General features: G+C 36.6%; 28 protein-coding genes. 19 read left to right on the forward strand and 9 right to left on the reverse strand.

All coding sequences use genetic code 11. From position 1 onward, the window contains the following. Nucleotides 1-270 precede the first annotated feature (270 nt). The 8 genes from BI350_RS05545 (at nucleotide 271) to BI350_RS05580 (ending at nucleotide 5,990) form a co-directional block, all read left to right on the forward strand. Nucleotides 271-1,728 carry a beta propeller repeat protein gene (locus tag BI350_RS05545; protein WP_075527187.1) on the forward strand — a complete coding sequence of 486 codons (1,458 nt, stop codon included), beginning with the start codon at nucleotides 271-273 and terminating at the stop codon, nucleotides 1,726-1,728. Nucleotides 1,729-1,906: 178 nt separating this feature from the next. After that, complete coding sequence (locus tag BI350_RS05550; protein ID WP_075527188.1) at nucleotides 1,907-2,104, forward strand: hypothetical protein; 198 nt, start codon at nucleotides 1,907-1,909, stop codon at nucleotides 2,102-2,104. 75 nt (nucleotides 2,105-2,179) lie between these two features. Continuing rightward, nucleotides 2,180-2,449 (forward strand): hypothetical protein, encoded by a 270-nt coding sequence (locus BI350_RS05555; RefSeq protein WP_075527189.1) that lies wholly within the window; start codon nucleotides 2,180-2,182, stop codon nucleotides 2,447-2,449. Between the two features lie 103 nt (nucleotides 2,450-2,552). Next, nucleotides 2,553-2,882 carry a hypothetical protein gene (locus BI350_RS05560; protein WP_075527190.1) on the forward strand — a complete coding sequence of 110 codons (330 nt, stop codon included), beginning with the start codon at nucleotides 2,553-2,555 and terminating at the stop codon, nucleotides 2,880-2,882. Between the two features lie 145 nt (nucleotides 2,883-3,027). Beyond that, a complete protein-coding gene (locus BI350_RS05565) occupies nucleotides 3,028-3,312 on the forward strand; it encodes a hypothetical protein (RefSeq protein WP_075527191.1) in 285 nt (94 codons plus the stop codon). 272 nt (nucleotides 3,313-3,584) lie between these two features. Continuing rightward, nucleotides 3,585-4,100: an RNA polymerase sigma factor gene (locus BI350_RS05570; protein WP_075527192.1), complete on the forward strand. Its 516-nt coding sequence runs from the start codon at nucleotides 3,585-3,587 to the stop codon at nucleotides 4,098-4,100. Beyond that, a complete protein-coding gene (locus BI350_RS05575; protein WP_075527193.1) occupies nucleotides 4,087-5,085 on the forward strand; it encodes an anti sigma factor C-terminal domain-containing protein in 999 nt (332 codons plus the stop codon). The genes BI350_RS05570 and BI350_RS05575 overlap by 14 nt, the downstream gene beginning before the upstream one ends. A gap of 116 nt (nucleotides 5,086-5,201) precedes the next feature. Next, entirely contained in the window at nucleotides 5,202-5,990 is a 789-nt protein-coding gene (locus BI350_RS05580) for a TraX family protein (protein ID WP_075527194.1), read from the forward strand. A 297-nt stretch (nucleotides 5,991-6,287) separates the two neighbouring features. Here BI350_RS05580 and istB read toward each other — a convergent pair whose 3' ends face one another. After that, nucleotides 6,288-7,007, reverse strand: coding sequence for an IS21-like element helper ATPase IstB (istB, locus tag BI350_RS05585; RefSeq protein WP_075527195.1), 720 nt, complete (start codon nucleotides 7,005-7,007; stop codon nucleotides 6,288-6,290). Continuing rightward, complete coding sequence (istA, locus tag BI350_RS05590; RefSeq protein WP_075527196.1) at nucleotides 7,004-8,509, reverse strand: IS21 family transposase; 1,506 nt, start codon at nucleotides 8,507-8,509, stop codon at nucleotides 7,004-7,006. Before istA ends, istB begins: the two co-directional genes overlap by 4 nt. Before the next feature lie 147 nt (nucleotides 8,510-8,656). Here istA and BI350_RS05595 point away from each other — a divergent pair, with 147 nt between their 5' ends. From BI350_RS05595 to BI350_RS05610, 4 genes are all read left to right on the forward strand, one after another. Next, nucleotides 8,657-8,983 (forward strand): hypothetical protein, encoded by a 327-nt coding sequence (locus BI350_RS05595; protein WP_075527197.1) that lies wholly within the window; start codon nucleotides 8,657-8,659, stop codon nucleotides 8,981-8,983. 168 nt (nucleotides 8,984-9,151) lie between these two features. Next, nucleotides 9,152-9,682 carry a hypothetical protein gene (locus tag BI350_RS05600; protein WP_075527198.1) on the forward strand — a complete coding sequence of 177 codons (531 nt, stop codon included), beginning with the start codon at nucleotides 9,152-9,154 and terminating at the stop codon, nucleotides 9,680-9,682. 807 nt (nucleotides 9,683-10,489) lie between these two features. Beyond that, on the forward strand, nucleotides 10,490-12,307 hold the full coding sequence (gene ltrA / locus BI350_RS05605) for a group II intron reverse transcriptase/maturase (protein ID WP_483852912.1): 1,818 nt from the start codon (nucleotides 10,490-10,492) through the stop codon (nucleotides 12,305-12,307). A 498-nt stretch (nucleotides 12,308-12,805) separates the two neighbouring features. Then, entirely contained in the window at nucleotides 12,806-13,648 is an 843-nt protein-coding gene (locus tag BI350_RS05610) for a tyrosine-type recombinase/integrase (RefSeq protein ID WP_075527199.1), read from the forward strand. Nucleotides 13,649-14,029: 381 nt separating this feature from the next. On the opposite strand, the gene BI350_RS05615 is transcribed toward BI350_RS05610, so the two are convergent. Continuing rightward, nucleotides 14,030-14,971, reverse strand: coding sequence for a TRM11 family SAM-dependent methyltransferase (locus BI350_RS05615; RefSeq protein ID WP_075527200.1), 942 nt, complete (start codon nucleotides 14,969-14,971; stop codon nucleotides 14,030-14,032). Further along, a complete protein-coding gene (locus tag BI350_RS05620; protein ID WP_075527201.1) occupies nucleotides 14,968-15,567 on the reverse strand; it encodes a branched-chain amino acid aminotransferase in 600 nt (199 codons plus the stop codon). Before BI350_RS05620 ends, BI350_RS05615 begins: the two co-directional genes overlap by 4 nt. A gap of 265 nt (nucleotides 15,568-15,832) precedes the next feature. On the opposite strand from BI350_RS05620, the gene BI350_RS05625 reads away from it, so the two are divergent. From BI350_RS05625 to BI350_RS05635, 3 genes are read left to right on the forward strand one after another with little or no spacing between them, the layout of a single operon-like run. Further along, on the forward strand, nucleotides 15,833-17,104 hold the full coding sequence (locus BI350_RS05625) for a serine hydrolase domain-containing protein (RefSeq protein ID WP_075527202.1): 1,272 nt from the start codon (nucleotides 15,833-15,835) through the stop codon (nucleotides 17,102-17,104). Continuing rightward, nucleotides 17,056-17,820, forward strand: a complete 765-nt coding sequence (locus tag BI350_RS05630; RefSeq protein ID WP_342672205.1) for a gamma-glutamyl-gamma-aminobutyrate hydrolase family protein — start codon at nucleotides 17,056-17,058, stop codon at nucleotides 17,818-17,820. The genes BI350_RS05625 and BI350_RS05630 overlap by 49 nt, the downstream gene beginning before the upstream one ends. 3 nt (nucleotides 17,821-17,823) lie before the next feature. Continuing rightward, complete coding sequence (locus BI350_RS05635) at nucleotides 17,824-18,750, forward strand: dipeptidase (protein WP_075527203.1); 927 nt, start codon at nucleotides 17,824-17,826, stop codon at nucleotides 18,748-18,750. Between the two features lie 53 nt (nucleotides 18,751-18,803). On the opposite strand, the gene BI350_RS05640 is transcribed toward BI350_RS05635, so the two are convergent. The 3 genes from BI350_RS05640 to BI350_RS05650 form a co-directional block, all read right to left on the reverse strand. Then, a complete protein-coding gene (locus BI350_RS05640) occupies nucleotides 18,804-19,067 on the reverse strand; it encodes a DUF3006 family protein (protein WP_075527204.1) in 264 nt (87 codons plus the stop codon). 3 nt (nucleotides 19,068-19,070) lie between these two features. Further along, the gene (locus BI350_RS05645) at nucleotides 19,071-20,192 is read right to left on the reverse strand and encodes an MBL fold metallo-hydrolase (RefSeq protein ID WP_075527205.1); all 1,122 of its coding nucleotides are present in this window, start codon (nucleotides 20,190-20,192) and stop codon (nucleotides 19,071-19,073) included. 156 nt (nucleotides 20,193-20,348) lie between these two features. Continuing rightward, nucleotides 20,349-20,696, reverse strand: coding sequence for a phage holin family protein (locus tag BI350_RS05650; protein ID WP_075527206.1), 348 nt, complete (start codon nucleotides 20,694-20,696; stop codon nucleotides 20,349-20,351). Between the two features lie 562 nt (nucleotides 20,697-21,258). On the opposite strand from BI350_RS05650, the gene BI350_RS05655 reads away from it, so the two are divergent. The 4 genes from BI350_RS05655 to BI350_RS05670 all read left to right on the forward strand — a co-directional run bounded on the left by BI350_RS05655 (nucleotide 21,259) and on the right by BI350_RS05670 (nucleotide 23,920). Beyond that, nucleotides 21,259-22,248 (forward strand): helix-turn-helix transcriptional regulator, encoded by a 990-nt coding sequence (locus BI350_RS05655; RefSeq protein ID WP_075527207.1) that lies wholly within the window; start codon nucleotides 21,259-21,261, stop codon nucleotides 22,246-22,248. 76 nt (nucleotides 22,249-22,324) lie between these two features. Then, nucleotides 22,325-22,957, forward strand: a complete 633-nt coding sequence (locus tag BI350_RS05660; RefSeq protein ID WP_075529253.1) for a hypothetical protein — start codon at nucleotides 22,325-22,327, stop codon at nucleotides 22,955-22,957. Nucleotides 22,958-22,989: 32 nt separating this feature from the next. Beyond that, nucleotides 22,990-23,568: a hypothetical protein gene (locus BI350_RS05665; RefSeq protein WP_075527208.1), complete on the forward strand. Its 579-nt coding sequence runs from the start codon at nucleotides 22,990-22,992 to the stop codon at nucleotides 23,566-23,568. Nucleotides 23,569-23,665: 97 nt separating this feature from the next. Next, entirely contained in the window at nucleotides 23,666-23,920 is a 255-nt protein-coding gene (locus tag BI350_RS05670; protein WP_075527209.1) for a hypothetical protein, read from the forward strand. Nucleotides 23,921-23,990: 70 nt separating this feature from the next. Here the strand turns inward: BI350_RS05670 and BI350_RS16610 are convergent. Both BI350_RS16610 and BI350_RS05685 read right to left on the reverse strand, forming a co-directional pair. Beyond that, nucleotides 23,991-25,318 (reverse strand): IS3 family transposase gene (locus BI350_RS16610; protein ID WP_155767450.1). Its coding sequence is split into 2 segments (ribosomal slippage): nucleotides 23,991-24,940 and nucleotides 24,940-25,318, totalling 1,329 coding nucleotides; the frame shifts between segments, so codons are not numbered across the junction. A 142-nt stretch (nucleotides 25,319-25,460) separates the two neighbouring features. Then, a complete protein-coding gene (locus BI350_RS05685; RefSeq protein WP_075527210.1) occupies nucleotides 25,461-25,745 on the reverse strand; it encodes a small, acid-soluble spore protein, alpha/beta type in 285 nt (94 codons plus the stop codon). Nucleotides 25,746-25,881: the final 136 nt, after the last annotated feature.

Consider the following 25,881-nt stretch of genomic DNA (forward strand, 5'->3'; position numbering starts at 1 on the left):
GAAACAGGTAGGGTTGGAGAACCATCTTCAATCAACGGGTGCCATATTTAAACAAGACCATCATTTCGATGGTCTATTTTACGTCCATAACATAAAGTATTTTCATCGATTCTGTGTAAAATTTTACACTGGAACTAAACAGGAGATTAGTGCAAGAAGGATTCACTGATAAAAGGAGTATTTTGTTTGTTATATTTGGATCTAGAAGGTATATAATGAAATGTTTACTACATCCTAAAAAGGCGCAGTTCACATAGGATGGTGTTAATTTTGAGGTGCTCAAAAAAATTCTTCAGTTTGTTAGTTATTTGTTTAGTTTTTATAAATGTGATGGGTCATGAAGGAATCGCTTCAGATGGTGAAATTACGCTAAAAGAAGCGATTAACATTGGTTTCGAGAGAGCAAAGGAATGGAATGCAAATGTAACTCTCACAAGTGTAAACACTGTGGATGAAACGATGGGAGGCTCGAGAGGAGAGACAGGAAAACGTTTCAAATGGTTTGTGCAATTTATGGTTCCGGGTACAGAGGATCATTTAATAATTGGTATCTCTAAAAAGAAAGTTACCGTGTTTGAACCGATTAAGCAAACTAATCAGGGTTCCAATATACCTTACAATAAGATTAAGTTGGATAGCTCTGATGTTCTCCAATTAGCAAGAGAGAAATATGGACTACAACAAGGAAAAGATTGGGCAACTGGATACCATTTTGAACTTGATAGTTTCGATGGTGAGCCCATTCTAACAGTGGTTGGAAATGATCGAAAAAACCGTTTCGCTCGAATTTCATTCAATGCCGAAAACGGAGATGTAGTTAGTGCAATACATAAATTACCGTATGGTGGAGGATTAATATCCAAACGCAATGGCACCGAAAACTTAACGAAAAAAGGGATGGCGATTACTGGAGTTGTTGCTGGAAACAAATATTTAGTGGTATGGGGAGACAAAAAACCAACACAATTTAGTACAACCAAGCAACCTTTTATTGAATGGAGCCATAATAATGGAGAAACCTGGACAGAACTCCAAGCTAATCATTATGTAACACACGCGTGGTTCGATATAAATGATCAATTATATGCAGCTACGGAAAAAGAATTATGGGCTGGTATTACATCAAAAAGCAAAGGAACGAAAATTCTTTCATTAGAACATACCATTGAGATTCTCGATTATTCAATCAACAACCATATAGCTGTGAAATTAAATGAAAGTATTTACTATACAGTCAATCAAGGGGAGAAATGGAAACAGACGATAGTTCCTGAACCATTTTATGTGGTTCAAATCTCGGATAATGGAGATTTGGTAGTACTCACAGAAGAATGGAAGATTTTGCAAAAGAGTAATGATGGGTGGAACAAGATAACCATGCCGAATAGTAATGACGTACCTGAGGATATGAAAGTGATTAATAATAGGCTATTCATTACTACACAAAGTGGAATTTGGACCCGAAATCTTAGTGAGGGGAATTGGAGAAAAATTCAAGTCGATGAAATAATAGGTAAACTTATTAAAAAAGGGGAGAAATTATTCGGCTACACACATAGGGGTGAAGCTATTTATTCCATCAACACCAAAGACGAAAGTAAATCTGTAAAAGTGTTTGATGCGAGGGATTCCATCGTTATAGATGTGGATATTATGGGAGATACTTTCTGGGCCGCAACTATACCAAATTATTCTTGGGAAGAAATGCCGATTCAGCAAAGACGATAAAAAATTCAAGGGTATATCCAGGAATGAATATTGTGAAACATTTTACTTCAACTAACGGGCGCAATTCTTTAATAAGGATTAGCGCCAATGTTACATATAAGGGTCATTTAGTCGAGTAGTGAAACTTTTATCATTCTAATTCGTATAGGTATTAGGGTTTAAAATAGGGGGTATATATATGTTGATTCTTTCAGGAATTTTAAGCGCCATAGCAAGCATATTGCTCATTTTAAGTGCGGCTTTTTATTTACGGCATTTCCAAAAAACTAAAAGACAAAGAAAACTTACACCTTTTGAATTGACACTGTCCATCGTTATACAGCTTGCATATGTTCTTTTTGCAATTAGTTTACTGATAAGGGTATTTTTTGGATAGCATTTGTTCAGCAAATGGGTGTGATTTCCGCTTGTTAACAAAAGGGCGAGGTTGTTGGGGAATAGGGGGGATTGAATGTTTACGTATTTATCTAGTGTAAGTCTATTGTTAGTTATTATTCCATTTTTTAGTTTTGAATCTCCCTATATGGTTCTTCCCTTAGTGTTCGCAACTTTGGGTGCGATTTTCGGAGTGATTAGCATTAAGAAGGAATCAGGTTTTTTAGGTAAAATCACTTTTATAATTAACCCATTACTTTTGTTGGCTGGTATTTTAATATTATTATTTTCTTTACTTTGGATAATTAGTGGTACACCAAAAAAATTGGCGACTAACAGCCGATAAAGCAATCGGGCGCAGTTCTAGAATAGATTTGCGTTTCAAATGGGCCATTTTGCCAAAAACTGAATAAGTGATAAAAGTGGGATTATACGAGAGGTGGGATGTAATGACGTGGCTTCTTTTGTTAGTTTTTTTAATCATAAGTTACTATTTTGTCATAAAAGCTAAATCAAAAAGTATCGAGAAGTCTTTTTCTTTATTATCCCTGTTAATGTTTATGTTAATGGCTACTCCAATATGGAACGAAAGATTATTTGATTACATCATAGATTTAAGTCTATTTTTGCCTTTTGTGTTTGGATTGTTAGGAATCATATTTGGATGGTTTGGTATTAAAGAGGGTACAAGAGCAAGTTTCATTCTAATAAATATCTTGGCACTACTTTTTTATCTCATTATTTTCCTTATGGGAACAATTGGTTTTCAAGAACCTTAAATGAATCTTCAGTTAACGGGCGCAATTCTGGAACAAGGACTTGCGCCCGTTCAACAATAGGGCCATTTTGTTGCAATTATGAAACTATTTCCTATCTCGTTCGTCTTGTTTGGTAAGAATATTTAGTATAAATGGAGGTATAAGTATGTGGGTAGTATTAGGGGTTATTGCAATAATAGCAACTTTTATAAATCTTTATATGTATAAGGCAGGAAAGGATTATAAGCTTGCTATGGCGCTGGGATTATCATTTACAGCACTAACACTTGTTGCAGAGTACAGTATGGTGTCCGATTGGGTAAAGGTGGAAGATTGGGCAGCTCTATTAGATGTAGTGCCTGGTATGGAAAAGGCACTATGGTTTTTGACAATAGTTTCTATCTTACTAAATATAGCACCTATACTTTTAGAACTGAAAGGTAAGAAATAATGACTTAGTGTCACGCCAGTTATATAATATGCAATTATTGTGTAAGTCTTTATATATAACTAACGGGCGCGATTATGGAATAGTTGGCCTTAAGGCGATAAAGATGCTTTAAAAGTAATAATAGTAATGACCCTAATACTTATCAAAAAATAATTGATTATATTTTAGTGCGATTCGATTAAAGAATCGTACTTTTTACTTTGTAAGATTTCAGAAAAAGTGTTAACTTTTTTGGTTGTTAAGAGTCTTATAACTGAAGAGGAGGTGTTTAATTGAGTAGGCAGGAGGAACTGTACTTAGTTTTACAAGAAAAATCAGCAATTATTTTTAAGTATTTAATTAAAAACGGCGCAAACCCCCGGGATGCTGAAGATATTATCCAAGAAGCCTTATATAAATTTATTTTATATATTGATTCAGTTGCCCCAAACAAAGCTTATAGTTGGCTATTTCGAGTAGCAATTAATGAGTACTATGATTTATATCGGAAGCAGCAAAAAGAAGTTAATGTACCTTTTGAAGGCTTTGAGTTTGTAGACGATTCATTTTTACCAGAAGACTATGTTCAACAGACAGAAATGAAAAAAGAAATTCATAACATACTGAATCGGCTTTCCCCCTTACATAAACAATTACTCCTGTTGAAGTATATGCTTGGATTAAGTTACAAAGAAATTGCTGAGATGCTTGATTTAAATCCTGGAACGTTGAAAACATATTTATATCGGGCAAGACAAAATTTTAAAAAACTCTATGTAGAGGAGAAGGAAAAATATGACAGAGAATAAAAAGGAAAAGGAATTGAACGATTTATTTGGGGGGAATTCGGTAAGGAATATTGCTGGGACAGTGAAAAAGGCAAGAAGAAAAACCATTCTACGCAATATCGTGATTACATTATTAGTGGTACTTTTCCTTGGTATTACTTTAAGTTTTTCTTGGCTATTTATTATAAGAGGGAGTCAAGACAAAGCATTGCGCGATATTGAATTATTTAGTCAAATTACCAATCCAAACGTCGAGGAATTGGGAAGCCAGAATATATCAAATGGTGTGTTTGAGGGAATTTTAACTTTTAATCGATACAAAGAGATTGAGGGAATTCCAGTAGATTGGAGTAATTATGTGATGACGTATAGCCTGTTTGGGGGAGTAAGTCCTTTTACAGGTGATCATTCTCCATTACAGATTGAAGATAAAGATGATGGACTCGTAAGGTACTACGACCGTGAGACAAAGCAAAGGATGATGAATTTTTATCATCCGGATGTAGAGTACAGTCCAATTCGTAATGACTTAAATATCTTAAAAAATTTTACAGATGACACTTTGGTCGAACTAGGGGTTTCATTTAACCAAAAATACACGCCGGAAGAGGTACGTAAATTAATTCCAAAGAATCTAACACTTAAATGGTACTGGGTAGATACTTATTCAGAAAAAGACATTGAATGGTTAAACAGGGTAAGTGATCATTCAACTGAACTAGCTACTCAAATTTATGGGTTTGCAACAAACCCTATTGATTCTTCAATGAGTGAGGAAAATTTTATTACAAATGTACAATTGGGTTTAAACTATAAAAACGGAAAATACTTCGGGGAATTTAATCGTATAGCCAATAACCTTCAAGGAGATTCTGATGAAATTGTCGAAGAAAATATTGGGATCATAGGTGGTGTGATCACGGGAACAGCTTCGGATTTAGCCGAGTTAAAGGACCTGGAAATGATTCGAGCATCTGTACTAGGCGTCACAATTAAACCAGACTGAAGATACATTGTTATAATAAGGTTTTTGAAAGGTTGTACTTAAAGTAACGGGTGCTTTTGTCGTACAGCGTTGCTCTAGAATAGGGCCGTTTTACGGAATATAGTAGGAGAGAATAAATGACAAATACAAAACTTAAAATCATTGCATTAATAACAATGCTCATTGATCATATTGGTCAATTTATTCCTAATACGCCTGATTGGTTTCATTGGATAGGCAGAATAGCAATTCCAATTTTTATTTATGCTTTAGTTATAGGCTATCAACATACTTCAAACAGAAAAAATTACATCATTCGTTTGTACCTTTTTAGTTTTGGAATGGCAGTATTAAATCTTATTTTCAACATTATTTTTAACGAAACCCAAATGTATATAACAAACAATTTTTTTGCACCACTTTTTTTAATTGTGATGATAATTTATCTGTTAGAAAAAAAGCAAAGCAAATATGTATTTTATCTTATCGTTTGGCAGGTACTAGCTTTGTTTCTAAGTGTGTTATTTGTAGAAGTATTAAGTTTAGACTTGACTAGTGATACTACAATCAATTATCAATTTTTTGGATCTGCATTCGGTAGCATTCTCTTCGTAGAAGGTGGTCCACTATTTGTACTTCTTGGCTTATTTCTTTATCTAGCCAGAAAAAAAATAAGCGGCATTGTTATCGTCTATTGCTTGTTTTCCTTGTTTTGTTATATAGCTTACGTTAAATGGGGTCAGAGACCAGATGCCCCTTATATTTATTTAGTTCAATTTGCAAGATATCAATGGATTATGATTGCTGCATTACCGTTTATCCTGCTTTATAACGGAAAAAGGGGAGCCGGTTTAAAACACTTTTTTTATATTTTTTATCCAGGACACATCTTAATCTTATATTTGATTGGAATCTATTTAAAGTGAAATTATTTATTCCGCAATCGGGCGCGCTTGTAGCATAAGTGATTGCGTCCATATCCACAATACGAACGGGCCATTTTGCTGAATTTCTCACACGAAGGGACTGATCTCCATCAAAAACAGCAAAATTATTATATTTGTCCTAATGTTAACCGTCTTGGGGATTTTAAGTGCTTGTAACAATGATGAAAAAAGTAGTGAGGATATGGAAATTACTAAAGACTATGTGATGAAGTGTATTTGGCAAGTATAAAATGCATTAAACGGCAATCAAAAATGTTCCACTTGCCAACCGTAAAATTACCTTTGAATAATTGATTCTTTATATCGATGACTTTCGCCATTAAACACAATTAAATGTGAATGATGGATTAGTCGATCAATGACTGCTTCAGTTAAAATTGGATCGCCAAACACATGATTCCACTGACCAAACTGAAGGTTAGTAGTGATAATAATGCTTTTAGCTTCGTAACACATTGAAATGACCTGAAATAGTAGTTCTGCCCCTTGTTTATGTAAAGGGATATAACCTAGTTCATCCAAAATCAAAAGGTCTAATTTTTCAATTTGCTTAAAAAGTCGATTCAGTGTGCCTTTTTCGTTTGCGTCGAGTAAACGATTCACTAACGATGCCACAGTATAGAATTTAACGGACTTGCCATACTTTTGTATGGCATTTAGCCCGATAAGCGTTGATAAATAAGTTTTTCCAGTACCAACACCACCGTAAAAAATCAGATTCTCCTGTTGTTCCATAAACCTTCCGGTTAATAAATACTCCTTGTCCAATTCCTGATTCAAAATAATATCCTTCCAGTCGAAAGGATTGCCACCAACTTTCGGAAACGTTGCTGGTTTTAGTAATAGATTGACTTTACGTTCTTCCCGTTGTTGGATTTCATTTTCAAAAAGCTGTAATAGGTATTCCTCATTTGAGGTAGCTTTAATCTCGTGATAATTTTCCCTTATCCAACTCAACTTCAATCGCTTGGCATACTCCTGAATCTGTGTATTCAATTAATCCCAGCTCCTTCCATAAGCTGGTCGTAGTGCGCCAGTCCCCTTGAAATTTCGGGCATACTTGGCAAAGCCTTTTTAAATTGTACTTCTTCTCGAATGCCACGCCCATTAATAAGTTGGTAAAATACTTGTTTAATAGATTCTATAGAAGGATGACCATACTCGGAAGCTATGATTAATGATTCCGTAACTTTTTCAAACTGATGATTTTTCAGCACAGATGACAAAAACTTAAGTGCTTCTTGCTTTTCAGAAACTGTACAAGCATCAAGATATGTTTGCCATTCAGATGGCAGCTGATCATAAAAACTCGTGTATTTAAGTGCCAAAGGGCGTTTGGCCATCAAGTTCAAGTACGGCTGCCATTTCATTGACTTCCTGTACTGTCCATATAGCCGCGAATGGCTTACTACTAATTGATGCTCATCCGTAAGGATGTCGATTTTATTGTAAGAGATTCTAACTACTACCTTATTTAATGCAAATCTTGGTGAGGTAGAATATGAGTTTTTCTCAATTCTAATGTAACCATATTTATCGGCTTTCAAAGTTTCGTATCTTACACAACGATATTCTTTGCTTGGAAGAATCAAACTTGCTTTTTGATCTTCTTCAAACAACTGGGATATTAGGGTTTCCTTTTCGTAATGTTTCCGTTCACGGTCATTCTCTGATTTCTCCCATAGACCCTTATTAAGCTCATCCAAATCCATCACATGCAGGCTTGGAAGTAAAAAGTTATTCCTAACATACTTCACCATCGCTTCTACATGTCCTTTTTCATTACCGCTATTGGGATTACAAAATTCATAATCAAATCCATAATGAAGAACGAAGTTTTGAAAGTCCTCGGTTAATTGCCGTTCACCATTCGGCAGTATCTTTTTAACAGCTGGCGAAAGATTATCAAATCTAATCGTTCTCGGTACACTACCAGTGTAATGGAAAATTCTCTTTAGCCCCTCTAAGAAACATTCCTTATTTTGAGAAGGAAATACTTGAAAATAGAACGCATTACTATAAGGGTAAGATAGCACTAAGTATGGTAAAACTATTTCTTCTCCTTGGTATTGGAAAGGAGCTTCTCCAAAGTCTACTTGTGCAGCACCAGGCTTATTGTCCAATGGTAAAGCTGCTTGACTAGCTTCATCAAGCAATTCAATTTTTCGATTAGCAACGTAGTTGCGGACTGTCCGATCCGAGCCTGTAAAATTAAATTTCTCCTTCAATTGTTCCCATATTCTTTTGGCTGTCCTACGAAACTTTTTCTTCTTCTTGAAGTCTTCTAATAACCATTCGTCTACAATATGTTTAACAGGATCCATGACGGGGGAAGGTCTATTTTGTTTAGGTTTGATTTCTGGATTAAAGTCTTCCTTCTCCGCGTATTTCTTAACTGTTCTAGGGTCTCTACCTATTCTTCTTGCAATATATGCATAACTGCAATCTTTTCTATTCGCTTCATGTCTGATATAATTAATTTCGGCCACTGCCAACATCTCCTTAATACCTCCTGCATGACTTTGTCCCAAACAGGAAGTGTAGTAGTATTTCGGATTGTTGGCAAGTGGTTTTTTAATTTATGTAGGCCCTCCGGGCATACATAAATTAAATGCCATCCCTTACATTTTTATTGTGCCATAAACATGATGAAGAATGCTAAGGAAGGATTGAGCGCTAAAGAAGTAAAAGAGGTGTTTGGAGAGCCTTTGCTTTCAGACACAGTCGATAGTACAGAGACATGGCTGTACTCTACTCCTGCTGACGATACAGATTATAAACCTTCTTTGGAGGCAGTGAATCACCAGGCTATTTTAGACGAGGTTGTTGATTATGAGCTGTATATAAATTTTTTAGATAATAAAGCTTATATCTATTCATATTTCTATAAATCTGGTGAAGATGTACGTGAATATCAAGTGTTGCCGGACGGAGCAGAACCGTCAGATATACAAGTGACAACGTTTGATTAAGAATGAACAGTATCCATATTTGCAGAGTTCACTATCGGGCGCAATTCTTTAATAAGGATTAGCGCCTGTTCAGTAATAGGGCCGGTTTGTTCAACAAGCAATATTAAATTCGATAATTTTAATGAAGTTGGAAATACTACACCCAAAGATAATTTGAGGTGATTAAAAATGATAAGAACAATTTCGTTTTTATCGATTTCATTCTGTTTGCTGTTTTTTGTAACTGTATTTGCAGCTGCACACGATAACCCCCGACCATATGAAGAAATATATCCCGAAATTGGATACAAAACTGTAGATGAGGCATTGAATGATTTTGAACAACATTTTAACCAAAGCCTTAAGTTACCATTGAGAGTACCCCCGTTAATTTTTACTCATTATTTTGGAAGATTTAATAATTCTGAGGGTGACATCAATGACTCATTTGAAGTGATTTTTATAAACGATCAATCATCTGAAAATCATTATAATATTAGTGTTCGTCCCATTAAATATAAGGTTCCTGTACAAGAAAAATATGTGTTAGAAACATTTACATTAAAAAATGGAAATGAAGCCATTTACTTGACGTTTTCAGGTTTTAATATACTGGTTTTCGAAAGAGATAATTGGCAGTATATGCTGCAGATTGATAAGAGGGTTTCGAATAAGGTTACTTCTGAAACCTTGTTAGACATAGCCAATTCAATGGATTAATAATTTTTACAAGTAACTTTGTAATTCAACTAACGGGCGCAGTTGTTGGTGCGAAACGTTCCTGGCTCAAATGAAATGTGGTCACACAATTTCGATAAAGGTCAGGCAGTTTCAGTTTCTGAAAATTGAAGGGTTATATCGAGAAGTCGAATGAGGAGGTAACGCTCTGAAAGGCTTCCTCTGCGTCGAGTAGCACGCCGATTAGTAAGAAAAAGCGTGTTATAAGCTCGGCTAATAGGCGCGAGAATTTACCGTAACAGTCCGGCTGACGAAAGCCTACCCGATGGGGTGGTGTAAATCATGGTGCTTGAGTTGAACAGATATGGTGAGAATGCAATGTAAATACAACAAGATACTGTATTGCTGGCGAACTTCCGAATGTACGGGTCTAGACGCGCATTATATAGAAATGTATTTACTACCAAATGTAGGGTTAGCTGTGGATGAGTAAGAATCGACAATATAAAAGTCCACCTTGCGTTATAGGCGCTTGCAAAGCTAACGGGCTCATAGGAAGCACCTAAGTTTGTTCCATAATAGATATAACTCAACGTTGTAAGCTGATAACGTGGAGGGCTTACTCTCGGTGAAGCGTTGAAAAGAAAAATAGTAGTGAGACTAGCAACTGTATAACTTTTCTTCATATCAGTGAAAGTGGTGGCACAGTACCGTCGAAGCGTGTAATGAACGTGGAGGGATAGCCACTAGACTAATTAAAGATTCTTTCAACCATGCGAGACAGTTCTTATACGATTAATAAGGTTCTTGTAAGACTAATAGAGGTTCAGCTCCAAAGGAGCCACCGACTTGTTAAAACGAAAGAAACTGAGGCACAACGAGTATTATGATATGCAATATCATTTTGATTCTTTATATGCTAAAAGTGCTGATGGTCAAAATTTTTATGGATTACTTGATTTAATGCAATCTGATGAAAACATTCGATTAGCTTATCGTAATATTAAACGAAATACCGGCAGTAGAACTGCTGGATATGATGAATTAACGATTGAAGATATAAGTCAATTGTGCGTAGTGGAAGTTGTATCAACGATACAACGAATGTTTGAACGCTATACACCCAAAGCCGTTCGGCGGGTTTTTATCCCGAAGGCAAATGGGAAAACACGTCCATTAGGGATTCCGACCATTTGGGATAGATTATTCCAACAGTGTATTCTTCAAGTGCTTGAGCCAATCTGTGAAGCAAAGTTTTACAAACATAGCTATGGTTTTAGACCGAATCGCAGTACGCATCATGCAAAAGCTAGGTTCGAGACGCTCATTAATCGGGCGTGTTTATATCACTGTGTAGACGTCGATATTAAAGGATTCTTTGACAATGTAAATCATGCCAAATTATTAAAACAAATGTGGTCGCTGGGTATTCGTGATAAAGCACTACTCTCTATTATCTCGCGTCTTCTAAAAGCTGAAATTATAGGGGAAGGATTCCCAACTAAAGGCACGCCTCAAGGGGGCATATTATCGCCCCTGTTATCTAACATTGTATTAAATGAACTAGATTGGTGGGTTAGCAATCAATGGGAAATCCTTGAAACAAGAAAGCCATATAAATCGTATGCTGGCAGATACAATGCATTGAAAAAATCGAACTTGAAACACTGCTATATAGTAAGATACGCGGATGATTTTAAAATTCTTTGTCGCACTCGCTCGCAAGCGATAAAAATGCATTATGCAGTGAAAGATTTTCTTCGAAAAAGACTCCATCTTGAAATTAGTGAGGAAAAATCGAAAGTGGTCAACTTAAAGAAAAACTCATCAGAGTTTTTAGGGTTCCGTCTTAAGGCACATCGGAAGCAGACGAATAAAAGAACTCTTTATGTTGCCCGATCACATATGACTAAAAAATCACTTGATAATGCACAAATAAAGCTCAAACAGGCAATAAAGGTAATTCAGAAACACCAATCGCCTGAAAATGTTTGGCGATTAAATACGGTAATAATGGGAATACAGAATTATTATTCCGCAGCATCGCACATCACATTAGACTTAAATAAGCTGAGCGGTCGTCTTAATAAAGCGTTATTCAATCGTTTAAACGAAATGAGGAAAGAAGCATCGTTTCAGGAACTCACAAAAACCTTACAGAAACGGTATAAGGGTTATGAATGTAAACTTTATAAAATAAAAGGAATGGTACTTGTCCCAATCCATGCCCAACGTTGTAAGGTGAACCTTAATTTTTCTCAATCTATCTGTAACTACACTACCGTAGGTAGAAATAAAATCCACCAAAGTTTGCGGGCAATTAATAAACAAGTTTTCGATTATGTGATTAAACAATATATACCTAACCGTTCCATAGAATATAATGATAATCGGATTAGTCGCTTTATTGCGCAATACGGGAAATGTGCCATTACAGGAATTGAATTAGGACGAGATGACTGGCACTGTCATCATAAAACGCCGTTCCATCTTACACAAGATGATTCATACGGAAATTTAATGATAATACATCAACCTGTTCATCGTCTCATTCATATGAGAAATCCAGAAAAAATACATTTGCTTTTAAACGTACTCAAGTTAGATGAAAAGCAAATAAAAAAGGTTAATGAATTGCGTGAGCAATGTCTGAACGATGCAATCTGATTCTACATTTCATCTTGCATATACATAAAAATTACGAATGAATTGGATTAGTTGGAACGCCGTATGAAGCGAAAGTTTCACGTACGGTGTGAAGTGGGGGAAAAGCTGGCGATAACGTCAAAGGCTTACCTATCACTATAGGAAACATTGTGCCTGAAACGGGCCAAATTAAATTAAAGGGGTGTATATATGAGCAAAAGTAAGGATAATAAAAACAAAAGTGAAGGCATTCGCAAAATTATAGATTGGTTACCGGAATTAGTATCTGTTCTTATGTACATTCCAAGATCAGTGATGAAATTAATTAGAAATATATTTTAATACCATTCTTTAATAATCGGGCGCTTTTCCTGAATAGGTAAAGGCGCCTTTTCTGAACTTTTTCGAAATCCCAAGGGCCTGTACTTTGTTATACCGTTCGATTGTCGAATAAAGATTGAGTAAACCGATCATACTGAAATCAAATTAATTGATTCATAGTATGGGAGCGTGAAAAACATGTTGTTGTCGGAAGCATGGGAAAAGTATCAGTTTGACAAAAGAATTGAAGGTTACTCACCTTTAACATTAAAGATGTATGGCTTTCAATGTAATCTTCTAAAGCGTTATTTTGGTGATGTCATAATGGGGGATATTACAACCGAAAATCTCAAGAAATACTTGGGAGAGGCGGGAGGGCATTTGAAACCATCTAGTTTGGGTCACCGTGTACGTTTTATTAAGTCGTTGTTTAAATGGGCTCATGAGGAAGGTTTTATCTTTAAAAATCCGGCTGCAAAATTAAAAGAGCCTAAATTAGGAAAGCGAATTCCAAAATATCTTTCCAAACATGAAATTGAACTTCTTCGGGAAGGTTGTTATACATCGCTGGAGAATGCTTTATTTGAGTTTTTTTATTCAACAGGTTGTCGAATCGGTGAAATTGCGAAATTAAATCGAAATGATATTAACTTCGCGGGAAACTCGGTAATTGTCCATGGGAAAGGTGACAAGGAAAGAGAGGTTTATTTTAATATACGCTGTGCGATTTGGTTGAAAAGGTATTTAGACGAACGCGACGATGAAGAACCCTGTCTATTTGTCACAGAGCGTAAACCAATTAGACGTATGAGTATAGATTCTTTAAGATACGTTGTTAAACGTATTTCTAACCGTGCCGGAATCAACAAAACAATTCATCCTCATCAATTACGTCACAGCTATGCTACACATCTTGTTGACAATGGTGCACCACTTGAAGTGATTCAAAGTCTTCTAGGTCATGAAAAAAGTGAAACGACAAGGATTTACGCCCATCTTAGCGGGAAATTAAGATATGATTTTTATAACAAGTTTTTTTAAAAATATCTCTTGTTATTTGTATGGTATTTCAAAAACTCAAATATATTTATATTAGAATTATCCAAACGGTTCGTATGAGTCAGATGGAAAGGAAATTTAATTAGTTGATGTTCATAAACGGACCAGATTGATAAAAGAAAAATAAAAAGTTTGGTATAGGTGTTCTTGTAGTAATAGTTTTCTTGTTGGCCATGTTTTTCTTACTCGAGGTTAGCTAATCATATACAACAAAAGAGCGCGGATTGTTTGAAAATAAAAATGCCCAGGCATAAAATCCTGGGCATTTTTTCTGCTTATTCTATTTTCAATTCGGTTTCGTTTTTGTGTTTTCTCCCTATAAACCGAACCAACTCCTATTACAGTCATTGCCCTTTCTTGGTTTCATTCACAAACCAGCACTTGTCTAACAAAAACACTTTTTTTCGCTTCACATCGATCCACAATCGTGAAACCTGCTTTTTCAATCATATCATCGATTGTATCAATCGTAACGACAACTACTTTTTTCGCGATGCGGCGTGCTTGGACTAAAATATCTTGCTGATCCCCGGGGGATGCCTTCGAAAAAATATTGTAAGGCATGTCAATAATCGCGACATCATAGGTTTTTGTAATATCCGCAATAGGGCGCGGTTTAACTTCGCAAGCATAACCAAAATAGGCGATGTTTTCACTTGTATGACTCGTGACTAACGGATTAATATCGCTTCCGACAATATCAAATCCCATTGAAAGTGCCTCAACGAGTACGTTCCCAATACCGCAACAAGGGTCAATGACTTTAACGCCTTCTGGATTCGGTGCTGCAATGTTTGCGACGGTTCTTGCAAGACGTGTACTGAGCGCAGTGGAATAGCTATGTGGTTTGTTTTGATGATGACGCCAAACAGATTCACTCTCTACATATTTTCCGAAATACCAATGTCCATCGATAACAGCAAATCCGAATACGTCTTCAGGATGGTTTAAATCAGGTTCTCCGTTCATTTGCAAGCCAATTTCTCGTTCAAGCTTGCGCCGGTCAACTAGTTCCATTTTGGGGGTCGAATTTAATGGCCGTGTGTTTAAACTCACCACTTTAAAAGTTTCCTCACCCATTTCCAATGAAGCTGCTTGCTGAATGAGTTTATCCCAACTCTCTGCCTTGAATAAAACATCAAGCCGTTCTTTCATGAATGGACTTCGACTCGGTTCGACTTGAAGTGAACTGAATAGTACATTGGTCAATGAATCAAAACCAAAAAAAGAACGCATTTCTAATCGACATAAGTCCTCATCGTCTCTATGTCGTGCATATAGGTAGATAAATTTTTGTGGGCTCATTGATTCTCCTCGATTGTTTCCACCATCTGGAAAATAAATGAGTAGACGAGTTCATATGCCTCTAAAAAAGTCATCTCTTCCTTGAAACCTTCTATATAATTCATTGCAATATTCATATTCCATAAATTATCTTGGCCAGAAAAAGCAACACTAAATCGGCCAATTTCACCCGATACATGATTGTCTACATATGTTTTAATCGCTGTTTCTTGTTGTTTGTTCATTTTCAAACCGAATAAAGCCGTATAAGTACCAAACACATCATCGATTTCCATTGAAAGTGCGTCGACACCTACTAGATCAAAGAACTTTGATTCGACGTATAGAAATTCTTCCTGACGAGATTTTAGATGCTCAATCTTTTCCTCTAAAAACTTAGGCGTTTCCACGATAATGAGTGCAATCGTTTCCTTTTCACAACGCTCTACATAAGCATCTTGAAACCTTGTTGTGTTTTCTTTTGTAATCACTTCCATATCAGCTGGGATTAGATTGTGTCTTTCAGCGTAATGTTTCTCTACTTTATATAGTTCAATTTTTTTAGAATCATTTTGGATTAATTCAGAAATATATCTCGACATATTTTGTTTTAACAAATCGCTTCACTCCTTCAACTATCAAGTTATATCCTATCACAAATAAGCGCTAGACGGTGATTCATCTCACATTAAATTGGGTTGTGCAAATGAGAAGGAATTGTGTATATAAAAACAGATAATTAGATATACGTTAATGAGTGGAAATCATCATTGTTTAGATTTTATGCTTTATCAACTTCTTGGAAAAATCAGTGAATATATATGCTAGAGTAGTAACATACAAATAATTATCAACACTGAAATGCAAGAAAGGATGAGGAGAATGACTGAGTGGCAACCACTCGAAAAAGCGATAAACGCAATCATGAAACGTGATCAAATTCCTGGCGCAGCCGTTGCGATTTCAAAAGATAATGAAGTGATATTTGCGAAAGGGTTTGGAAAAGCAAACATAGAAAATAATGAAAAGGTAACGCCAAATACAATTTTTGGTACGGCATCCATTACGAAATCTTTCACGGCATTAGCAATAATAAAATTAGAAGAAGAAGGGAAGTTAGCGCTTGATGATGCCGTTAAAAAACATCTTCCACAGTTTGAACTGAACGGATATGAGAATATCGAAGCCATTAAAATCCATCATCTGCTATCCCATACAACAGGGATTCCGACGATAGAACGAAAAGAACAACTGAAAGAATTTACTGGGCATCTACTTTATTTAAAAGAAGCTGACATACAACCGTTAGGCGAACCAGGTGCATATTTTTGTTACAACAATGATATGTTTTTGTTACTCGGTGCCATCATTGAAAGGGTAACCGGTCAAAATTATAAGGAATTCATTAAAAAAGAAATTATTCTTCCAAGCGAGATGAACAGAACTACTTTTGAGTTAAGTGAAGTTGCGGAATATGATGACGTCGCGACGCCTTATGTATTTGAAAACGGCTATCTTAAAAAATGTGCATGGCCCACGCTCGGAAATTATGCAGTAGGAGGCGGGATACGGTCAACTGTGCTCGATTTAGTTAAGTACGGTCAAATTTATTTAAAAGAAGCGAATATAATGAGTGAACCTGTTCACCAAACACATGGAACGCGTGCATATGGCTATGGTCTTCATATCACACCGAATTATGGCGAAGTCACACTTGTTGAACACGGTGGAGGACAACCTGGCGTCTCTTCCAACTTTGGTTTTATTCCAGAAGAAAATATTGTCATCGCTGTGCTGACAAACGTAAGTGGTGTGAATGCAGGGGATATTTGGTTATGTGCAGCGAATGCCGCTCTTGGGATTCCATTGACACGTTTAAGATCTATTGAACCCCATTATCATATGAAAGAGTATGAATTGCCGAAGTTTATCGGGACCTATCAAACTGGAGAAGGAGCAGTCATCGAAATCAGTTCAGCTATTGGACAGCTACAAGCAACGGTAAAAGCGAAAAATTACATGCTTCGTGCAAGTAATGAAGAAACCCTTGTCCTACAACCGATTGAAGAGCCCATTCGTTTTTATTTCGATGAAAATGATGAGGCATGGGCATTGTTTTACGGACTTCGCATGTACGTAAAAAAGGAGGAGTAGCTATTAAACCAGTCATTGGGATTACGGCGAGCAGAAACAAAAAGGGTGCAGCCATTGTCAATGAGACATATATCCAAGCAATTTTAAAAGCGGGTGGAAACCCGATCATCTTACCGAGTAATCTTGTAGGTAACATAGGGGACCTTATTCGTATTGTAGACGGGGTTGTACTGATAGGTGGCGGTGATATTGACCCGACCCTTTTCAGTGAAGAACCACATATTCACTTAGGTGAGGTAGACCCAATGCGTGACGTTGCTGAAATTGCATTAGCAAAAGCAGTGTTACGGACGAGAAAGCCGCTGCTTGGCATTTGTCGTGGTCTTCAAATTTTAAATGTTGCGATGGGCGGAAATATGTACCAAGATATCTATTCTCAACGTGAAAACACAACCATTCAACATAGCCAACAAGCACCTACTTGTCATCCAACCCATTTCGTGAAATTAAAGCAAGGAAGTTTACTGCAAAAAATTGCGACTGAAGAAACGATAAAAGTGAACTCCTTTCATCATCAAGCGGTGAGAGATGTACCACAACCATTACAAGTGTGCGGCATTGCAAGTGATGGGATTATCGAGGCAATCGAAAGTACAATTCACCCTTTTGTTTTAGGGGTACAATGGCATCCAGAAGCATTGGTACAAAAAGAGGATAAGATTTCTATGAAAATATTTGAAGCATTTATTCATAAAAGCAAGGAAAGTAGAGGATAAAAGATGCATGTCATTGACTTACATTGTGATGTATTACTGAGGTTATACGAAGCAAAAGGAACATTATCATTCGAAAACGCACCTGAACTGGATACGAATTTTGAAAAGTTAATAAAGGGCAATGTTCGTGTGCAAGCTTTTGCCATTTTCATATGGCCGAATATGGATGCAAATGAAAAGTTCCAAGCAGCACTTGACCAAGTGTATTATTTTTACACGGAAGTGCTTGGAAAAAATCCGAATATGAAACTCATTAAGGAATGGAGTGATTTTGATACATTACAAGCCGGAGAAATCGGAGTATTATTAACGTTAGAAGGGGTCGATGCGATTGGCAATGACTTGAAAAAGTTGACCATTTTATATGAGTTGGGCGTCCGCTCGATTGGACTCACTTGGAATAATGCCAATTTAGCAGCTGACGGAGTGGGAGAACCTAGAGGAGGTGGGTTAACCAACTTTGGACGAGAGATTGTCCAATTTAATAACGACCATAAAATTTTAACAGACGTCTCGCATTTAAGTGAAAATGCTTACTGGGATGTAATGGACGAAGCTAAATATCCAATTGCAAGTCATTCTAATGCGAAGGCGATTTGTGATCATCCAAGGAATTTATCTGATGAACAAGCGACAGCGATGTTTGCAAAAAACGGGTTGGTTCATGTTGTTTATTGTCCCCAGTTTGTAAAAAGTGAAGGCGATGTGACGATTGACGACCTCATTTTGCATATAGACCATCTTTGTGCTTTAGGTGGCGTCAATCACATCGGATTAGGTTCAGACTTTGACGGGATTTCTACAAAAATTATTCAATTAGAAGATGCTTCCATGCACCCAAATCTAATCAATGAACTATTAAAGCGTTATCGCGAGGACGAAGTAAAAGGATTTGCCCATCAAAACTTTTTGAACAATCGTCCACAATAAAAAATAGACCAAATGCGGTTGAGAACTGCATTTGGTCTATTATCCCGTGGTAATTATCGCCGTTTAAAACGACTTTTTTGATTCGATTGTAGACGTCCTAGACGACTTTGGATGTCGTCTTTCATTGCATTCATTTTAGCTCCATCAATTTTGATTGAAGTGATGGCATCGTTCTGGACCGTAACATGAAACCAACTGCCAGGCTTACTACCTGATGGGAGTGAAGAAGCAGGGAGTATATATTCTTTTTGAATACTTTCTACGAGAAGTACAGCTTGTTTGTTACTGGTCATGCGATCAAAGTATGCTGAATACATTTATTATCCTCCTATACAAGCCAAGTTCTGGTCTTTAATATCTTCTAAACGTTTTTCACCAATCCCGCTGATGGTAAGTAGATCATTCAAAGTTTGATATGGACGAAGCCGAACAAGTTCAGCGGCAGTTTTCTCCCCAATATGTATGATTTGTTGTAAGTCTTCAGTAGAAGCCGTGTTAATGTTGATACATGTATCGCCTAGAACTGGGGGAGGCAGCGTGCCTTGTTTTTCAGTCATAATATGATATTTATGACCATCTGTCTCTACTAATATTGTACCGTATTGATCAGTTCCATAAACAATTGTATGATGTGCATTTACTCGTTCAATCACTTCCATATCTGGAAGACCATAGGCGTTATTCATTCCTGCTGAATAAATCGCAACTTCAGGATTGACTGCTTCTAAAAATGGTACACTAGTTGACGTTTTAGAACCATGATGGCCAAGATGTAAAATATGGGCGTTTAAATTAGCGCCGCTTGCAAGCATTTTATCTTCTGCCGCACGTTCTGCATCGCCTGTGAACAAGAAAGCAATATCGCCGTATTGGATACGTATCACGATCGAATTACTATTTGTATTTAGGGATAAATCCATAGGGTGAACGACATCTATTTGAAGGGCACCGATATCGAAAGTTTCGCCTGCTCTCGGTTCATAGTAATCGACCCCATTCTTTTCTATCGCTTCCAAAGCATTCAGAAAAACTTGGGAATTCATTGTGTCCCCGTTCATCCATACTTCTCCAACATTGAAAGTGTTAATGATTTTATCTAGCTGACCGATATGATCCGCATGTGGGTGCGTAATCGTAATTAAGTCAATCTCGCTAATTTTTTCTTTTTGTAAATAATTAACAACATCATTCGCATTCCAATCTCCTGTATCAATTAGAATATTGAAAGCTTCCTCTTCATCAACCAATTGCAATAAAGTCGCATCAGCCTGTCCAACGTTAATATAATGAACGCGTAAAGAAGGGGATGTTTCTTCAAAAAAGGCTTCTTGTCTATTATTTTCATCAATCTTTTCAACTGTTGACGGCGTCACATCATGTGTACAACTTGCTAAAAGCCATGCAGACAATAATAGCAAAGGGAAAAATAAAAACCGTCTCAAATTCATCGTCCTCCAATAAAAAACACTTCATAAATCTCCTATATCATCTCTCAAATAGGCAATGAAACTGATTATAGCATATCAGTTCGTATCATATGTAAAGGATGATTTTGAGATAATCAACATAATAAACAACTCAGCTACAGAGCTGAGTTGTTAAGTCCTTTTTAACACGGTAGAATTCAAAATAAGATTTAGTATGGACATAAGAAAAGCAATGAGCAATGCGATACCAAAACTGTCAATGACAAACCCATTTCCAACAATTCTTTGTGTTAGAATTAACATGAAAGCATTAATTACGAATAAAAATAAACCAAGTGTGAAGATAGTCGCAGGCAATGTAAATAAAATAAGCAAAGGCCGTACAAGTATATTGACGAGCGCTAAAATAAAACTGGCCAAAATAGCTGTACCTATGCTTTCGACGTGAAAACTAGGAATTATTAAAGAGAGAAACAGAAATAAAAAAGCATTTACTAAAATTCCACCGAACCATTTCATTGAATCCCAACCTTTCAGTTAATGGCTACAATCATCTTATCTTTATAGTATGAAGTATTAAAGAGATTATTGTTTCATAACAAAATGCAAAAAGCATGGTGCTTATAAAAGCAACCATGCTTTCTCCACTTCTTCCGGAAAATTTGTCTACAATACATCCTGTCTGACGATACTTTACGCTCGTCTTCCAGTCAATACTGCCATACTGTCTTCTTAATCCGATGGGGATAAGGAGGTTACAATCTTCTATCTGTAACACAGACCTTCCACAGTAGGCGTTTGTTGCACTTACACAAAAAACTTAATTTCTGACTAAACATCTTTTGTCTGTCCCAAATGAATCGTGACGAGATTGTTTGTCCGTCAGTCATGCAAATTTTCCGCCAAGGCTGTGCAGTTCCACGTAAAAGGTTCCCTGTGATTCACAGTTCACCAATTCGTAATGTAGCCTTGTATTTTTAATATACCCCCAATTTTATCCGATGAAACCTAAAATCTCCTTGATTTACAGAAAGAATTTAAATCCATACAATAGGTGTATAGGAAATTGGAGGGGAGCTTCATGGGTAAAGGAAGTTTTTCATCGAGAGAGCGTTTATTAGAAGTTGTACGAATCTTACAAGAGCATACAGATGTAAATCATATGTTAGATATTCATGAAATACATGGATATTTTCCAGAAAGTTCGAAAGTAGGCATTCGTGGTGTGCGAGATGATATACAAGCGCTTGAGGATTCGAATGCGTTTCCCGTGATTTCCGTTCAAGAAAAAAATGGATTGAAAAAACACTATTATTATGACGGGCGCCTATTTGAAATTCACGAGCTTCGATTATTAATGGATGCGATTGTAGCGGCAAAGTTTATTCCACAAAATGAAGCAGAACGATTATTTATGAAAATTCGAAAGTTAACGAGTCAACATTTAGCGAAACAATTAATGAACGAATTATACGTAACTGAAAAAATCGATTTCAACACGCAAGAAGTAACCACATTTGTGCAAAACCTACATGAAGCGATACATGAAAAAAAGCTTGTCACGTTTCAATATGGACGGTATGGGACTGACCTTCAGTTTCAATTAAGTAATGATGGTAAATTATATGAAGTGAAACCACTTGGACTCGTTTGGAATCGTGACCGATATTATTTAATTGCCCATTATATTCCTAAAAACCAAGTGAGACAATATCGAGTGGACCGAATGCGTAATGTTCGTGTATTGGAAGAAGATTATGTGCCAGATCCAGACTTTAATCTTCAAGAACATATAAAAAATATGATCTATATGTATAGTGGAGATATGATTTCACTTGAGGCGGAGTTTTCAGAAACGCTTATTAACGTTGTCATTGATCGGTTTGGTTTGGAATCAAATATCCAAAGTCAAGATAATGGGAAATTTGTTTTAAAGGCGAAAGTAGCGATGAGTGACGGGTTAATTGGCTGGTTATTACGATGGGGAAGTGATGTCAAAGTACTCCATCCACCTGTACTCGTTCACACTATGAAAGAAGAAATTAAAAAGTTAAATCAACATTATGAGTAACCTTTGTAGATTTGAGCAAAGGTTACTTTTTTTATTCATTTATACTGAAGGTGAATAAAAAATGGAGGCGGAAAATATGAAGAAACGATTATATGTATTGGGTGTTGTCTCTCTATTATTGTTGACGGCTTGCGGAGATATTGACGCCAAAAATGACCGTGAAGTGATGTCTAACGAGAATTCGACGTCAGAAGAACAAGAGAGCGAGATAAAAGAGGAAGTTGAAAAAGAGGAAAAAGAGAAAGCGGTCGGTACACGTTCAAATCCATTGCCATTTGGTGACACAATTACTGTAAAGGAAAGAATTTACGATGACAGTTTTAACGGCTATGATGCTTCTTTAGAAATTACATTGCTTGAAACGATTCGCGGGGAAGAAGCCTGGGCAATTATTCAAAAGGAAAACCAATTTAACGAGTCTGCTGAAGATGGATTCGAATATGTGTTAATAAAAGTAAAAGGCTTTTTAAAAGACGCTGATACGGACGATGATAGTTTATTTTTCTCGTCATTTGATTTTGATTTTGTATCCGATGATGGCGAGGTATATGGTATGACTTCCGCGGTGATTCCTGATGAATTGCAAAAGGAACTGTATAACGGTGGTACAGGGGAAGGTTATATTTACGGGCAAGTGAAAGTGGGCGATGACTTCAAAGTATCTTATGATTCAAGTGAAGGGTCCCCAGTATTCTTTTTCGTAGAATAAATGACCAAAACTTTTAATAATTTGGAGGGTTTATGTTGAAAAGATTTGTTGTTTTATTATTATTGTTAAGTTTAATGGGGGCTTGTTCTTCCGAGCAACCAACTAAAAATGCTGAAGATGGGCAAGGAATGGAAGTAGAAAAGGGTCTGCTCAATGTAGAAGTAACACTCCCGCCGCTTTTTTTCGAAGGTGAAAACATCGACGAGGTGATTGCAAATGCGAAAGCAGAAGGTATAAAAGACGTTAAGAAAAATGAAGATGGTTCTTTAACTTATAAAATGTCAAAAGCGAAGCATAAAGAAATGCTGGATGAAATGAAGGACACCATTATCGAACAAGTCAATGAGTTGGAAACGGGTGAGGATTTTCCGTCAATCCAAACAGTTTCTTATCATAAAGCCTTCAAAGAATTTACATTACAAGTAGATAAGGAACAATATGAGAACAGCTTTGACGGATTGGCGACGATAGGTCTAGGACTTGTCGGTGTGTATTATCAAGTGTTGGATGGTACGGATATTGAGCAAACCAAAGTCATGATTCATCTAGAGGATGCTGCAACGGGTGAAGTGTTCGACAGTATGGTCTATCCAGATGCGTTAGACGAATAAAGGTGTGGGTGAAGTCTTACATTTTAATTGTGTATATTGCCACAGAATCTGCGAATACTAATCACAATTCGTTAATTCCAACAAAGGAGTGGCAACTGTGGCGAAAAAAGATAATAAATCACATCATGATAGAGGGGTAAAGCTCAATATTAATCGTCAAGAACATTCGAATAGCCTTATCCAACATCGGGATCCAAGGTTGAATCAGCAGGAAATTGCACGACAGAATTTAGCGCAAAATCATAAAGATGGTAATGAAAATTACCAGGAAGCCCAACTGCGACTTGCAGAAGCAGCTGAGGAATTCGATAGCTTAGATTTTTCTCCGGAAGACTGGAAACATAAAAAATAACAAAGAGGGAGATAGCAACTGAACTGAACCCTTATTTACGGACAGTTTAATAAAAAGGACTTTTTACAGTCTAGGCTGCAATTAGGTGACTTCGGTATTGTGCCGGAGTCATCTTTTTTAACGTCCATTGTTTGCGCGTCGTATTATAATGCTCCAAGTATTCGTCTATCATTTCCCTTAATTCACGTAAATTACATGCTTCCTCATAATCTACTTCATCTTTAAAATGCCCAAAGAAAGACTCCATTGGTGCGTTATCTAAACAGTTTCCTCGACGTGACATCGACTGAAGTAAGCCTATTTTCTTAACGCGTCCTTGATACTCTGGATGTGTATAATGGACACCTTGATCTGAATGGATCATTGCTTCTGGGTGAATATTTCCGTCTAATGTCTCTTCTAATTTATCTAATGTGCGATAAACCAATCCCATTTTCAAGCTAGTCGAAAGTTCATAAGCGACGATTTCCCTGGTTGCTACATCTTTGATACAAGATAAATAAGCTGTTTGACCATTACGGTACTGTAAATAAGTAATATCAGTTAAATATACTTTTCCGGGCTCATCTTGATTGAATGCTCGATTCAAATGGTTAGGAACCGTACGATGTGCCTGTGTTGCTTTCGCAATATATTTATATGGGTTTGCTCGACGCACTTTCGCAAAGAAATTATACTTTCTCATTAAGCGGAGAATCTTTTTGTGATTCATCGGTGTCACCACTAGTTCTTCCAATGCCATGTAAAGTCCTCGATACCCAATTTTCCCTTTGAATGCATCATAAATGCATCTTAGTAATAAATAATCTTGATAATCTTGCTCTTCACGAATCGCATGTTTCTCCGAATTTTGAAGCCAGGCATAGTATCCACTTCTACTTACACCTGTTAAAGCACAAAGGTAACGCGTCATATTCTTTAGTTGATATTTCCGAATGACCTCGTTAATCAATGCGTATTTTTCGCGGGGTGCTAAAATTACTTCTTCACCTGCCTTTCGAGTTCCTCTAGCTTTTTTAGTAATTCTAATTCAGCTTCTAAATACTTTATACGGGCTTCAGCTTTTTCTAATTTCTTCTCAGATGATATATCTTTTGTGGAAGGGCGACCTGTGCCGCCTTTCCCCCGACGCTCTTCTAAAAAACCTTGTTCCCCCAATGTTTTATAAGTGTTTTTCCAACGACTTATTGCCGATTGGGCTTTTTTAGCTCCAATCACATCCAAGTTAAATCCATTCTCCATGAAAATCTGAGTCGGTCCCTTACCGTTCATATTTTTTTTGACGGCACGTATTTTAAATTCCGCATTATATTGAATGGCACGATCTGATACAGAGGCGACATTTGGATTTGATTCTAGTTGCTTTCTTTGAATTTCGTTGAAAATTATTTTACTCATTCGAAAATCTCCCGTTCTAAGTATTTTTTTTAGTATAACGGGTTTTTAAAACAGAAAAAACCCCGAATAGGTCACTTTTTTTAAAGTGTCCACTATTCGGGGTTCAGTTCAAACTGTGATTGCTATCTCTCTTTTTTAATATTTATTCCTTACTTTGATTATTTAGCATTTGCTGCTGCGCCATTCTGACCATCTCTTTTACCATACTTCCACCAATGGAACCGCCAATTTTTCCGGCATTTTCTGCGGTGATTTGTCCGTTATTCCCTTTGGATAATGGAATGCCAAGTTCATCCGCAATTTCAAATTTAACATTGTCTGGATTATCTTTTGGGACACGATAACCTTGTTTCTTCATTACATCTGCTTTCAGTTTATTTAAACCTTCTCTTGCTTCAGGAACAAGAATTTTATTGTTTTTCGCCATTTATTGCCCTCCTTTATCGATAGGATTTCCAAAAAAACCTGAGTTAGCCAGAATAATTTTGCAATCAGGTACTCATAATATCTTTCTTTGAGGGCATACTTTTATCAAGTTTGCACGAGTTTATTTATGAAGATGA

Origin of the sequence: Sporosarcina ureilytica (assembly GCF_001753205.1) — a bacterium.
Taxonomy (GTDB): Bacteria; Bacillota; Bacilli; order Bacillales_A; family Planococcaceae; genus Sporosarcina; species Sporosarcina ureilytica.